Below are 13,239 nucleotides of genomic sequence, written 5' to 3' on the forward strand. Positions count from 1 at the left end.
CCGACATCACACCACCCATTCAAACGCGTACCCCGCCACAAGTGAGCCGAGCACGGCCAGCGCAAGGTAGAGCACGAAGGGGCGCGCCTTGAGCACCGGGGCAATCGCCAAGGCCCCCCAGATGCTGACAACACCGCCCGAAACCAGAAAGGCCATGGCTGCGCCCGCGGACATGCCATTGTCGATCAACCCCCGCGCCAAGGGCAGCGCAGCATAGCCGTCGATATAGGCAGGTGCCCCCACGAATACGGCTGCAGGAATGGCCCACCACTGGTCCTCGCCCACATAGGCGGCCAGCGAACCGGGCGTGAGCGTCGCATTCAGTGCGTATTCGGCGGCAAAGGCGGGGATCAGGCAGATCAGGATCAGGCGGGTGGTGGCGCGAAACTGTTTGGCAAAGGCGGCACGGCGCTCAGCAGTCCGCCACACCCAAGGGTCAAACGACCGCTCTGCCCCGCATCGTGCGGCGCTGAGTTGGCGGGCCAGCCGATTGTCCCGCAGCGCATTCAGCGCCCAGGGCCTGCGCGAGAACAGCGCCGTGATGGCCCCACCAAAGACGCCAAGGCCAAAGGCCGCCAGCGTCTTGCCGATTGCAAAGCTGACGCCAAGCGTCGCCGCGGTCGTGGCCAGCATCGCCGGATCGGTGATCGGAGAGGAGAGCCAGAACGCCATGATCGGCGCCAGGGGGACGCCCGCCGTCAACAGGCCCGCCATCAACGGCAATACCGTAACACCACAGACCGGCGTGACCGCCCCGATGAGGGATGCCACAAGCACCGTGCGCAGCGTGCGCCCCTCGAAGGCACCAGCAATGCGCGTGTCCGCCCCGCTCGCGATGATCCACGCGGCCAGAACGATTCCGGGAATGACGATGGGGGCAACCGTGACCAGACCCCGAGCCACAAATCCCGCTGCCTCAATGGCGTGCTGGGGCCACATCCACGCGATCCCTGCCAGGGCGGCGACCATGATCACCAGAAGGGGTTTCAGCCTCGATTTCTTTTCCATAAGTGCATGGTCTGTCATGGCGCGCTCCTTTGACCTTGCAATCTAGGGATCTGCAAAACATAAATGAAACGCATAGTTTTAATGTCTCGTATCGAAAAATCGAATGGATTATCTCGACAGCGACCTCCTGCGCACTTTCGTGGCCGTGGCCCAAGCGGGCAGCGTGACCGAGGGTGCGGCCCGCATCCATCGGTCACAATCTGCGGCCAGTATCCAGATCAAGCGGCTCGAAGCCACGCTTGGCCAGCCGGTCTTTGACAGGCACGGGCGCGGCGTGGTGCTGAGTGAGGCGGGGCGCAATTTGATGCCTGTCGCGCAAGAGGTCATCGCACGCCTTGATGCGGCTTTGCGGGATATCTCGCAAAACCCGGTCGAAGGGACGTTGCGGCTGGGCATCCCGGACGATCATGGCAGCGCAAAACTGGCCCAGATCACCGCCGCCTTTGCCCGTCAGCATCCGCAGGTGAACCTCGAGGTGACTTGCGCGCTCAGCGCCCGCTTTCCGGAGGACCTTGCCAAGGGGCATCTCGACCTCGCGGTCTATGAGGTGGACACGCCCAAACCGGATGAGGAGTTGCTGGCCGAAGATCCGACCTGCTGGGTGTCTTCCGCCCATCATGATTTCACAGACCGCACCCCGTTGCCCGTGGCCCTGTTCGATCACGCCTGCTGGTGGCGCGATGCCGCGCTGACATCGCTTGAGGCGCGCGCCAAACCCTACCGCGTGGTCTATTCCAGCCAGAGCGTGGCTGGTGTGCTTGCCGCTGTCGAGGCCGGGATCGCCATTGGCCTGCTGGGACGATCCTCGCTCCATCCGGGTCTGAGCGTGGCCGCAGCACAATACGGGCTGGGGCCAACACCCACATCCAAGCTGGTTATGGCCGGGCATGACGCCCAGGATGACAGACCGCGCGCCGCGATGAAGGCCGCCATTCGCACCGCGTTTCTGAACGAAGGCTAGACGGCGGAACAAGCCCCGTCGCTGCCAACCCGAACGGTGGCAATGCCGACAAAACCGGCCCCCATCGGCAAGAATTCGCAGAAAATTATTGACACAACCATAGGTTAGACGCGAGCGTCTGGGTGTGAACTGGGGCTGCCGCAACCCGCCCGATTTCGGGGTGAAGAGCGGCAGATACGACATTGTAAAAAATGCTTAGGGAGGCACATTTGAACCCGCAAGAAAACTGGCGCCACGTCTGTGAGGCGACCAAGGAATTCGATCTGAACCCGGCCGAAAGCCTCATGGTGTTTGCCATGAATGCAGGTGTCTACGGAAACCGCGAAAAGCTGCTGGAACGGCTCAAAGGGGATCTGCAAGCGGCCATTTCGGTCGAACTCGCAACGATCCCGATCTACCTCTACACCTACTACTCCATTGATCGCACAGTGAATTCCGGGCGGGACCTGACCGATACCTCGCGTTTTGCCAATGAGGCGGGCGCCGTGATCATGTCGGTCGCGGTCGAAGAGATGCTGCACATGTCGCTCTCCAGCAACATCTACTTTGCACTGACGGGCGCGCCGCCCCAGCTTTATATGGCTGCGCCGGCGACCTACCCGACCATGCTGCCCCACCACAATCCCGTCGGCCCGCCCGGCCCCAATGGCGGCGTCGATACGCATATCCCGCTCAAGGGTCTCAGCTTTGAACAGCTCTGGCATTTCCTCCAGATCGAATACCCACAGGGACCGATCAACCTGGCAATGGACGTGGTCGAAATGTTCGACCCCGATCTGCGCTGGATGGAAACGCTGCATCCCGAACAGGTGACCGAGGATCTGGGCCGCCTGTTGCACGGGCTAGGCTGGCCGTCGGATGAAAACTGGCACTCCATCGGCCAGTTCTATTCCTTTATCCGCTGCATGATCGCATGCGCCCATGTGCACGAGGAAGATTTCCAGACCGGTCTGGCTGCACGGCAAATCCAGCCCATGAACTATTCGCCCAACAACGTCGACACGATCTACCCCAAGGAAAAGTTCAACAAGAAGGCCCCTGCCCCCGCCGGTGACGGCACTGCGATCGAAACCAAGTCAAACCTGCCCCACGCGGCAGAGGTGACCGTCTACACCGATGAACCCGACAGCCACGCAGGCAGCCAGGAGGGCGACTGGGAAGAAGACAACGAATTGATCACGGTCGCCAGCAAGGCCCAGGCGATGATCGCGCTGCACACGATTTGCGAACAGGGCGAAGGGTACAAGGACGCCTTTGGCGCCGAAAGCAATATCGACGATCCAGACAAGGCTGAGGGCGGTGACGGCCCGGCAGGCACGCGCAATTACGAGCCCGAGGAAAGCCATTTCTTCAAGTTCCTGCGTCTGCAGGCCCAGTTTGTCGAATACGACCAGCACAAGGAACAGCTGCCCGCATGGATGGCCGATGAAGTCGCGAAGATGGAGCTGGAAGAGCGGCTGGGCGATCAATACGCCAAGCGCAGTGCCGACAGCCTGATCTCGGGCGGGATGATCTACGACTTTCCCACCAGCCCGGTCAGCGCGCAGTATCCGCCCGCCTATGCGGCCCTCAACGACTTCAACAGCGGGCTGTTCCAGTACATGCTGGTGCTGTCCGAAACGATCTATCTGGTCAAACCCGAGATGATCGGCCCCAACAACAAGGTCAGCAGCCAGCAGCAGTTCTTCAATATCGCTCTGCACCGTTCGATGATCTGGATCATGGACAAGTGGATCCAGTTGATGCGTGAACTCGACCCGGTGTCGAGCGGACCGCACGAGGGCAGGACGCTTGGGCCGACCTTCGAGAACCTGAGCCTTGGCACGCGCGAAGGCGCGTTCGAAGCCCTGGTTGCCCTTGGGGACCGCGCCATCGCAGCCTCCAAAGAGCTGGATGCAATCCATCAGGCCCGGGTGAAGGACCTGGTCACGAAGGCCGTCAGCCTGATGGGCACGGATGGCACCAGCCCGATGCACCTGCCGAACGTGAAAAACCACTGGAACGGCAACACACCCATCAACCCCAGCCCCGACGCGGGCAGCATGGCCGCGGAATGAGACAGGGAGAGAACAGATGAGACAAGCAAGACACAAGAACCGCAAACCCAAAGTCCCTGCATTCAACATCCCCGATTTCAAACGTGTGCCCGTGCCCGGAGAAGAGTTGCACGCCTGTATGGGGCTGAACAAATGTGCGGGTCAGGACCGCTATGGCATGGACGGCGCGCCGGGGTTCGAGGCGAATTCCTGCGCCGGTCAGGGCTATTGCGCGACAACGGCCATGCACAGCTGCCACACCAACAACGACTGCGCCAATCAGGGGGGCTGCGGGCTATATGGTTCGGAATCCGAACTGACGCGTCCGGGCCAGAACGACTGCCGCTCGATGGGCTCCTGTGCGACGCCGATCAACGCCGAACGGTTCATCACCACAGGCGGCCTGCGCGGCACCAGCGTGTGGGCGCGGGCGCGCAAGGTCTTTGCCGAAGCGTATGAGGCCGAGGGCGGCAAGACCGGGCCGCAACCCGAGACCTTCCCCCACGGCCCCACGGCCGAGTGGATCAACACGACCCCCGAGGGCGGCTCTTGCAGTTCCTATGCGGCCTGCGGGTCCAGTGGCATGTCGGGTGGCGGTAGCTGCGGATGACGCAGCCTGCCCCCGTCGAGGACATCGCGCATCTGCCCCGGCTCGGCCTTGGGCTGGGGCTGCGCAACGTGCATTTCGACCACATCCTGCGCCACAGGCCGGATGTCGACTGGTTCGAGGCGATCTCTGAAAACTTCATGGATTCCGGTGGGCGCCCGCGCCACGTGATCCGGAAAGTGGCCAAACACTACCCCATCGTGCTGCATGGTGTGTCACTGTCCATCGGCAGCACGGATCCGCTGAACATGGACTACCTCGCGCGGCTCAAGGCGCTGGCCGCCGAGGTGCAGCCGCAATGGGTCTCGGACCACCTGTGCTGGACGGGGGTGATGGGCCTGAACTCGCACGATCTGCTGCCTGTGCCGCTGAGCGAGGCGACGCTGGCCCATATCGTGCCCCGCATCCACAAGGTGCAAGAGGTGCTGGGGCGGCCCCTCATCCTCGAAAACCCGTCGACCTATGTAGGCTTCAAGGACAGCACGATATCCGAGCCCGAGTTTCTCCGCGCGCTGGCGGATCAGACCGGATGCGGCCTGCTGCTGGACGTCAACAACGTCTACGTGACGTGTTACAACGCCGACACCGACCCAAACGCCTATCTTGATGCGTTCCCCTGGGACAAGGTCGTGCAGATGCATCTGGCCGGGCACACCGATTGCGGCACGCATATCATCGACACGCACGACCAGCCTGTGCGCCCCGAAGTCTGGGCGCTATATGCGACCGCCTGGAAACGCAGCGGCGGGGCCTCGACCCTGCTGGAATGGGATGGCAACATCCCCAGCTTCGACGCCTGCCACGCCGAACTGCTCAAGGCGCGCAGCTATATGGGTGGCGGAGCCTTTCAGGCGGTACTGGCCGCGGCGCAGCCCGTGCAGGATGCCTCTGTCTCCAACCCGGTCAGCTTTCTCGTGCCGCAGGTCATGGAAACGACGACACCTCTCGATCAGGGTTGAACCATGTCCGAACCGCTGCCCGATCTGCAAAAGTGGATGTATGACGCTCTGTTGCACCCCGAACATGCGCAGCCCGACCAGGCCGATGCACGCCTGACGCCCAATCCGCGCCTGTCGGCTGCCGGGTCACTGGCGATCTATCAACAAAGCTACCGATTGCGCATTGCCGCCTGCATGCGCGAACAGTTCCCGGCCCTGTGTCACGCGCTTGGGGCCGAACTGTTCAACGACTTTGTTGCCGAGTATGTCCGCGAGGCGCCGCCGGAAAGCTATACGCTCTACGATCTCGGTCGGCGCTTTGCCGACTTTCTGGAGGCCAACCGCCCGGACCGCGACGGCGCACGGGAAAGCTGGATCGACTTTATCGTCGACCTCACCCGTTTCGAGCGCGCGGTGTTCGTCTCGTTTGATGGCCCCGGCGCAGAGGACATGCCGCGCGCGACCAAGGACACGCCAGACAGCGATTTGCGCGCAAACCCCAGCCTGTCGGTGGGCACATACCGCTTTCCGGTCGCGCCGTACTACCTGTCGGTGCGTGAAAACAAATCTCCCGGCCCACCACAGCCGTTGACGACCCATGTGGCCGTGTTGCGCAAGGACTTCAGCTCTTTGATTGTGCCGCTGGAAGGTGGCGAATGCAGCTTTCTGGCTGCGATGCTGGACACCGGCACCGTCGCAGGCACCGGCATGGACATGCCGTGGAAAGACACACCCGAAGTGAAAGACAAATGGCTGAGGGCCGGGTTTTTCGTTCCAGCCGACGCTTCATAACAGGGACGTAGAGGGCGCCCCCGTACGCGGGGGGAGGCACACGTGAAACGCCCTCAGATCAGGCGAATTCAGCGCCGGATCACAGTGGGAATGCCAAGGAAGCGGGACAGCGAAAACCCACCGCCCTCAGGCATCTGCACCTTCTTGGAATCCTTGAGCACCAGCGGCAGGATGAAATCCGCCATGCGGGCATGGCGCGGGAACATCGACCCTGTGTACGGCTTGCGACGGCTGATCAGCGAGATTGGAAAGTTCGCCATCCGCGCATGGCGCGGGAAGGCTGAGGCATCATAGGGCTTGCGATTGCTGAGCAGCGAAATCGGGAAATTCGCCATGCGCGGCCCGTCCGGGATGATCGAATTGTCGCTCTTGCCGTTGATGAGATGCGGGAACGGCCAGTTCGCCATGCGGGTGTGGCGCCCGATCACAGTGCCTGTATAGGGTTTGCGGCGGCTGATCAGCGGGATGGGGAAGTTCGCCATCCGGGCATGGGGTTTGATCGCGGACCCCGTATAGGGCTTGCGCCGACTGATCAGAGGAATGGGAAAATTCGCCATCCGCGCGTGAGGCTTGATGGCCGAGCCCGTGTAGGGCTTGCGCCAACTGATCAACGGGATGGGGAAATCCGCCATGCGCGCATGCGGGTCGAACAGCATCTCGGAAAATGGTTTGCGGCGGCTGATCAGCGGGATCGGCCAGTCGGCCATGTGGAAATTGGTGGCATAGGGATCACGGCGCCGGGTCATCATGTGCGGGTGATCGCGCATGACGCTCAGTGTCGGGCGCTTTTCATCCGGGACCGTGACCTCTTCGACCAGCCCGCCCATATCCACGGCACCCATTTCGGCGGTGACGTCGCGCGTGGTCTGGGCCACGCTCAGCGGTTTGTGGCCCGCCATCACCAGCAACACAGCACCGCCATCGGCCATGCGGGCCTCGTAGGCCTTGGCTGTGTCCGCCGCGACCTGCGCATCCAGTAGCGCGTCGAGCAAACCGTCAGCCGTGTCGTAAAACCGAATGATCCGCACGGAGAACCGTCTGCGGTACAAAAGCTCTTGTCTCACCGCAAGCGCCTGCTCTGCGCTGTCGAAATACCGCGTGATTACCTGTGTCATGGTGCCTCCACCGGATGGATTGCTGCACCGCCAGTCGTGGCGTGTACTGCTTTGGCTGCGGCGTGCCGCAATGGTCTGACCAAAGGATGGCCAGGACGAAAATTGCGCACATGTCTCCACAGCCCTGTCGATTCTTCGACCCGGCCGATGCCCTAGGGTGTCAATTTTGCCCTCTTGTTTCAAGTCAAAACCGCGCAGCACCTGCCGGGTCAGCCTGCCTACCCGTGCCATGACACCCACAAATGCATGCCCGCAGCCCTGATCCGCCGGCAGCGGGCAACGTGAATGACCCAACGCCAAACGGCCAAAGCCTTGTGACAGGCAGGCGGGCTATGTAAGTTCGCCCGAAATCAAAACACCCTCAAAGGGGCGCGCATCTTGCCATTCACTCCTGCCATCACCGGAACGGGCGTCTTCACACCCGAACTCTCCATCTCAAACGCCGAACTGGTTGTCGCCTTCAACGCCTATGCCGACCGTTATAATGCAGAACACGCCGAGGCGATTGCCGCAGGCGAGGTCGCAGCCAAGGCGCACTCGTCCGAAGAGTTCATCCTCAAGGCATCGGGCATCGAACGGCGCTACGTGATGGACAAGGACGGCGTGCTGGACCCGGCCGTCATGCACCCCCTGCTGCGTCAGCGCAGCGATGACGAGCCGTCGATCATGGCAGAGATGGCACTGGATGCCGCGCAAAAGGCGCTGACGGCGGCAGGCAAGACGGCAGCGGATGTGGGGGCGGTGATCTGTGCGGCTTCGAACCTCGAACGCGCCTATCCGGCTGTGGCCATCGAAATTCAGGACCTGTTGGGCGTGAACGGCTTTGCCTTTGACATGAATGTCGCCTGCTCGTCCGCCACGTTTGGCATTCAGGCAGCCGCCGACATGGTGCGCTCCGGCTCCATCACATCAGCGTTGGTCGTGAACCCGGAAATCTGTTCGGCCCACCTGGAATGGCGCGACCGCGACTGCCATTTCATCTTTGGCGATGTGGCCACGGCCACACTGATCGAACGGGCCGAGGATGCCACAGGCCCCTATTTCGAGATCAAATCGACCCGCTGCGCAACCGAGTTTTCCAACAACATCCGCAACAACAACGGCTTTCTGCGCCGCTCGCGCCCCGACGGCGTCAAGGACCGGCGCGACATGCAATTCATGCAAAACGGGCGCAAGGTGTTCAAGGAAGTGCTGCCCATGGTCAGCCAGCACATCGCCGGGCATATGGCGGATGAAGGGGTCGGTGCCGATCAGCTCAAGCGCCTTTGGCTGCATCAGGCGAACAAGTCGATGAACGATTTCATCGGGAAAAAGGTTCTGGGCCGCGACCCTGCGCCGGGCGAACAGCCCAACATCCTGCAGGACTATGCCAACACGTCTTCTGCCGGTTCGATCATCGCCTTTTCAAAGTATTCCAGCGATCTGGATGCGGGTGATCTGGGCATCATCTGCTCGTTCGGGGCAGGCTATTCCGTGGGTTCGGTGATCGTTGAACGCAAGGGCTGAGGCGGGGCCAGAGGCGTGTCGAGCCCGGCTGCGGCGTCGCTGTCGGCGTTGATGATCACGGACGCGGCGCGCATGTGGTCCAGTTTGCTCTGACCCTCCTGCGCGGTTTGCGTCAGCACCGCGTCCATCTGGGCATATGACGTTTCGAACAATTCGCGCCCGCGTTTCCAATTCATGAAGCTCATGCCGCGCAGCACCGAGATGTTCAGCAGAACGTCACTGCCCACGTCAATCTGGCGCAGCAGTTTGCGCGCATTCACCACCATCGCCCGCGCCAGCACTGCAAAGGCCGAAGGATAGCGCGGCACACCCTTCTTGGGCTTGCTCAGCAATGTGGCCACGGCCTGGGCACGGGTCGGCAGGTCTTCGTACTTGGCGCGCACGGTCCATGGCTTGCCCGGCATGAAGTTCAGCACGACGTTCGGCCCCGGCTTAGCATCGCGCATCGCCCCCAACGGCACGTTGTCGATCAACCCACCGTCGATCAGCACCTCGCCATCGTCTCGCACGAACGGGGGAAACACCCCCGGGATCGCGGTCGAGGCGCGAATGGCCTGCCACAGCGGACCGTGGCGGATCACCGTGACATCATTGTGGGTCAGGCTGGTCGACACGGCAAAGAAGTTGATCAGCAAATCTTCGGCGTCATAGGCGCCGTAGTGCTTCTTGAACGCGGCATCGAGGCGGTGATGATCCAGCAGCGAATGGCGGGGCACAGTGAGGCGCGACATGGCCTTGGAGCGGATGAAGATATCCTCGCACTGCTCCATGATATCATCGGGTTTCAATCCAATGGCGAGCGCTGCGGCCATGGCCGACCCAACACTGGTGCCGCCCACGAAATCGAAACTGTACCCACGGGCCTGCACGGCCTTGAGCACGCCCAGATGCGCCGTCCCGTATGATCCGCCCCCGCACAGAACCAGGCCTACGGCCTGCCCCCGGATAAAGCGGCCCAGCCGGGCGAAATCCTCGCCCCTGTCCAGTGCGAGATGGTGGTGCAGGCCCACGGGTCGGTCTGCAAGCCACCGGGCTGTGTCGCTGGTGGTGTCGGTGTAGTGCGGGCGGTGCAAGACCAGATGCAGATGCGCTGGCAGGGTCGCCGCATAGATGCGCTTTTCAAGGTCGGACGGAGCGTCCTCGGGGCTGAACGCATCACCACGGGGCACCACGACCATGACCGTATCACAGTTGTTGGCCGTAACGTCGCACCAGACCGGATGGGCTGCCGGGTCCGGGCAGATCAACACGAGGTTGCCGCGCGTGGCCTCCTGCCCGTCCAGCCAGCGTGCCAGGCTGCGCCGATCGGCATGAGCATCTGCGGGGCACGCATCAGGGTCGAGGACATGCCAGCCTTCCACATCGTCAAAGGCGGCGCGCAGACCCACCACGAACGCAGAGTCCAGCACGCGGCCTGCCCCCGGGAACACGCCACAGACCTGCCCGGCCGTGGGGCGCAGGCCCGGGCTGGCCGGGATGGTGCGGGCCAGACGCCGCGACACCGCCGCAAGAATACCATTGGCTAGCGCCGGGGTGCGGGCCGCCAGCGTATCGTAGGCCTCGCGGCTCAGACACATGACAGAACTGTCACGGGCGGCCACAACGGTCGCCGTGCGGGTGCCTCCGGCGAAAAAGGCCAGTTCGCCAATCGGCTCGCCCATGGAAATCTCGGCAATCGCGCGTCCTGCGGACAGGACCATGAACCGGCCCTTCAACACGATAAACAGGGTGTCAGCGGCCTCGCCTTCTGCGATCAGAACTTCGCCACGGGTCACATCGCGATAGGCCGCCACCTGGGCCATCTGATCCAAAATACCGGGGTCCAATTCACTGAACCCGTCAATGTCATGCAACAGCTCAACCAGCTCTGTGCGCCTCAAATCGTCTTTCACAAATACGGTCCTCTTAATGGGTCCAAGTTTGCAACGGCAGAGGCGGTCCAAGCAACCCATCGTGACGCAGGGTCAATAGCGTTTGGGCGGTGCAACGCGCCGTGGGCCGGCGGGTGGGCGCCTTTTTGCGCATGGCGCAAAAACAGACCCGCGCGGCGGCGCTAGCCGTCCTTTTTCGACACACGTTCGTGCACGGCATCCACACTCTCGTAGCGCTCCGAATACCGGTCGACGAGGTACGCGTTGCGGCCCCGCACCATCCAGGTGAACTTCACCAACTCTTCCATCACATCCACGACCCGGCGGTAGAACGGACCGTCCGGCAAACGACCATCCTGAAATTCCAGCCACGCCTTGGCGATGCTGGACTGGTTGGGGATGGTCACCATGCGCATCCAGCGGCCCAGAATACGCATCTGGTTGACCGCGTTGAAACTTTGCGAGCCGCCCGACACCTGCATGACGGCCAGGGTCTTGCCCTGGGTCGGGCGAATACCGCCTTTCAGCGACAGGGGCAGCCAGTCAATCTGGCTTTTCATCAGGCCGGTCATGGCGCCGTGGCGCTCGGGGCTGGACCAGACCATGCCTTCGGCCCAGACCGACATCTCGCGCAACTCGACCACCTTGGGGTGTTCGGCCTCGTCACCATCCACCTGCGGCAACCCGCGCGGATCGTAAATGCGCGGCTCGCAGCCCAGGTGAATGAGGATGCGCGCAGCCTCTTCGACAGCGCGGCGGGAATAGCTCGCCTCGCGCAGCGACCCGTAAAGCAGCAGGATGCGGGGGGATGGCCCGGATCATCCGGGGCACGCAAGGCATCAACATCGATCCGGGGCAAGGCCGCCTGCACAATGGCAGGCAGATCGTTCGGATCCGGAAGCGGTCTAGCCACTTTCTTCTTCCAGGTGCAGCTTCATGTCGATCAGGACCTGTTGCAGCATGCTGGTCTCGCGCAGCAGGCGCTTGGCCTCGTTCACGGTGATCACACCGTCTTCGATCGACTGCTGGTACTCGCTCATCAACATGGCAAAGCGCTGGCTCAGCGCGATCACATCGCTGTTGACCCCACCGGGCCGGTCCGCGTTCGGGCGACGGTCGTCGTGACTGAGGGTGATGCCCTGCAATTCGGCAAGCGCGCTTGTCACATGCGGGTAGCGCGCCTCTTTCTCGAGCGCCACAACCGCGTCAATCGGCATGAACCGGTCGCTATGCTCGTCATTGTCCGAATAGTACCGGCCCAGCGTCGCCTTGGACTTGCCCGTCAACGCACATGCTGGCTCGATACCGACATCCTTTACCAAAGCCTCTGTATGCTTCTTCAAATAGCTGCCCATTCCGGCCATGCGCTTTTTCCTCTTACTCGAACACGCCCGATTCAACTCCAAGTGAGGGGAACCGGCACCGCCTTTTCCCATTAATGGTCTGGAAACAAAATGTCATTTGTTAATCGTCCCATCGGTTTTCGGGACGTAACGAGTACCCGATGTCCCCAGCATCGGGTCCGGGTGGGGTCCACCTCGACACTTTCGCCGCTTGGGGAGCGGCGGGCCGGGCAACCGGCAGCAAGTGAGGTGGATCCGTCGGAGGTCACGAGTAAAGGGGCAGGCACCATCCCCAATGCGAGCCTCAGGGCTCAACTGCCTGCCCTCGTATTGCAGTACCGAAACGGTCCGGGGATCCAAAGATGCGCCATTGAAGCGCACAGGATCACCGGGCCCGCCCGCAATACCCCTCCGCTGCAAAGGTGCCGCAGCGATACCTTGCCCAGCGCGGGTGTGCGCAGTATTCAGCGCGCCATGGCCAAGCTCTACTTTCACTTTTCGACCATGAACGCGGGCAAGTCGACCGTGCTCTTGCAGGCGGCGCACAACTACCGCGAACGGGGGATGGAGCCCTATTTGCTGACTGCACGCCTAGATCATCGTGCGGGTGCAGGGCGTATCGCCTCTCGCATTGGCATCGGGGCCGAGGCGGACACATTCGAGCCGACCGACGATTTGTTCGCCAAGCTCTCGGCACGCAAAGCCGCAGGCCCAGTCGCCTGCGTGTTCGTGGACGAAGCGCAGTTTCTGTCCGAGGCGCAGGTCTGGGACCTTGCCCGCGCCGTGGATGACCTGGATCTGCCGGTCATGTGCTACGGGCTGCGCGTCGATTTCCGGGGCAAGCTGTTTCCCGGCTCTGCTGCCCTTTTGGCCCTTGCAGACGAAATGCGCGAAGTGCGCACGATCTGCCATTGCGGCAAGAAGGCAACGATGGTGATCCGCCAGGATGCGGACGGCCATGCCATGGCAGATGGGGCGCAAGTCCAGATCGGCGGAAACGAGACTTACGTGTCGCTCTGCCGCCGCCACTGGCGCGCGGCGATGGAGGCTGGCTAGGGCGCA

At 62.4% G+C, this 13,239-nt stretch carries 11 protein-coding genes and 1 pseudogene; 7 read left to right on the forward strand and 5 right to left on the reverse strand.

From position 1 onward, the window contains the following. Positions 1-6 precede the first annotated feature (6 nt). A complete protein-coding gene (locus tag ACMHLQ_RS06560) occupies positions 7-1,026 on the reverse strand; it encodes a permease (protein ID WP_415403987.1) in 1,020 nt (339 codons plus the stop codon). Between the two features lie 85 nt (positions 1,027-1,111). On the opposite strand from ACMHLQ_RS06560, the gene ACMHLQ_RS06565 reads away from it, so the two are divergent. The 5 genes from ACMHLQ_RS06565 to ACMHLQ_RS06585 all read left to right on the forward strand — a co-directional run bounded on the left by ACMHLQ_RS06565 (position 1,112) and on the right by ACMHLQ_RS06585 (position 6,342). After that, positions 1,112-1,969 (forward strand): LysR family transcriptional regulator, encoded by an 858-nt coding sequence (locus tag ACMHLQ_RS06565; protein WP_415403988.1) that lies wholly within the window; start codon positions 1,112-1,114, stop codon positions 1,967-1,969. 209 nt (positions 1,970-2,178) lie between these two features. Beyond that, positions 2,179-4,026 carry a ferritin-like domain-containing protein gene (locus ACMHLQ_RS06570; RefSeq protein WP_415403989.1) on the forward strand — a complete coding sequence of 616 codons (1,848 nt, stop codon included), beginning with the start codon at positions 2,179-2,181 and terminating at the stop codon, positions 4,024-4,026. A 16-nt stretch (positions 4,027-4,042) separates the two neighbouring features. Then, positions 4,043-4,615 carry a hypothetical protein gene (locus ACMHLQ_RS06575; RefSeq protein ID WP_415403990.1) on the forward strand — a complete coding sequence of 191 codons (573 nt, stop codon included), beginning with the start codon at positions 4,043-4,045 and terminating at the stop codon, positions 4,613-4,615. After that, a complete protein-coding gene (locus tag ACMHLQ_RS06580) occupies positions 4,612-5,571 on the forward strand; it encodes a DUF692 domain-containing protein (RefSeq protein ID WP_415403991.1) in 960 nt (319 codons plus the stop codon). Before ACMHLQ_RS06575 ends, ACMHLQ_RS06580 begins: the two co-directional genes overlap by 4 nt. A gap of 3 nt (positions 5,572-5,574) precedes the next feature. Then, complete coding sequence (locus tag ACMHLQ_RS06585) at positions 5,575-6,342, forward strand: putative DNA-binding domain-containing protein (RefSeq protein WP_415403992.1); 768 nt, start codon at positions 5,575-5,577, stop codon at positions 6,340-6,342. Between the two features lie 68 nt (positions 6,343-6,410). On the opposite strand, the gene ACMHLQ_RS06590 is transcribed toward ACMHLQ_RS06585, so the two are convergent. Continuing rightward, positions 6,411-7,457 carry a PucR family transcriptional regulator gene (locus tag ACMHLQ_RS06590; RefSeq protein WP_415403993.1) on the reverse strand — a complete coding sequence of 349 codons (1,047 nt, stop codon included), beginning with the start codon at positions 7,455-7,457 and terminating at the stop codon, positions 6,411-6,413. A gap of 378 nt (positions 7,458-7,835) precedes the next feature. Here ACMHLQ_RS06590 and ACMHLQ_RS06595 point away from each other — a divergent pair, with 378 nt between their 5' ends. Beyond that, complete coding sequence (locus ACMHLQ_RS06595; RefSeq protein ID WP_415403994.1) at positions 7,836-8,963, forward strand: beta-ketoacyl-ACP synthase III; 1,128 nt, start codon at positions 7,836-7,838, stop codon at positions 8,961-8,963. Here ACMHLQ_RS06595 and ACMHLQ_RS06600 read toward each other — a convergent pair. The 3 genes and pseudogenes from ACMHLQ_RS06600 to ACMHLQ_RS06610 all read right to left on the reverse strand — a co-directional run bounded on the left by ACMHLQ_RS06600 (position 8,924) and on the right by ACMHLQ_RS06610 (position 12,198). Continuing rightward, complete coding sequence (locus ACMHLQ_RS06600) at positions 8,924-10,855, reverse strand: patatin-like phospholipase family protein (RefSeq protein WP_415403995.1); 1,932 nt, start codon at positions 10,853-10,855, stop codon at positions 8,924-8,926. The two genes, ACMHLQ_RS06595 and ACMHLQ_RS06600, sit on opposite strands and share 40 nt — an antisense overlap. Before the next feature lie 161 nt (positions 10,856-11,016). After that, positions 11,017-11,747 (reverse strand): annotated as a pseudogene (gene arsH, locus ACMHLQ_RS06605) (arsenical resistance protein ArsH). Then, positions 11,740-12,198, reverse strand: a complete 459-nt coding sequence (locus tag ACMHLQ_RS06610; RefSeq protein WP_415403996.1) for a hypothetical protein — start codon at positions 12,196-12,198, stop codon at positions 11,740-11,742. Before ACMHLQ_RS06610 ends, arsH begins: the two are co-directional and overlap by 8 nt. 453 nt (positions 12,199-12,651) lie before the next feature. Here ACMHLQ_RS06610 and ACMHLQ_RS06615 point away from each other — a divergent pair, with 453 nt between their 5' ends. After that, complete coding sequence (locus tag ACMHLQ_RS06615) at positions 12,652-13,233, forward strand: thymidine kinase (RefSeq protein ID WP_415403997.1); 582 nt, start codon at positions 12,652-12,654, stop codon at positions 13,231-13,233. Positions 13,234-13,239 lie beyond the last annotated feature (6 nt).

It is taken from the genome of Tateyamaria algicola, assembly GCF_047715485.1.
GTDB lineage: Bacteria > Pseudomonadota > Alphaproteobacteria > Rhodobacterales > Rhodobacteraceae > Tateyamaria.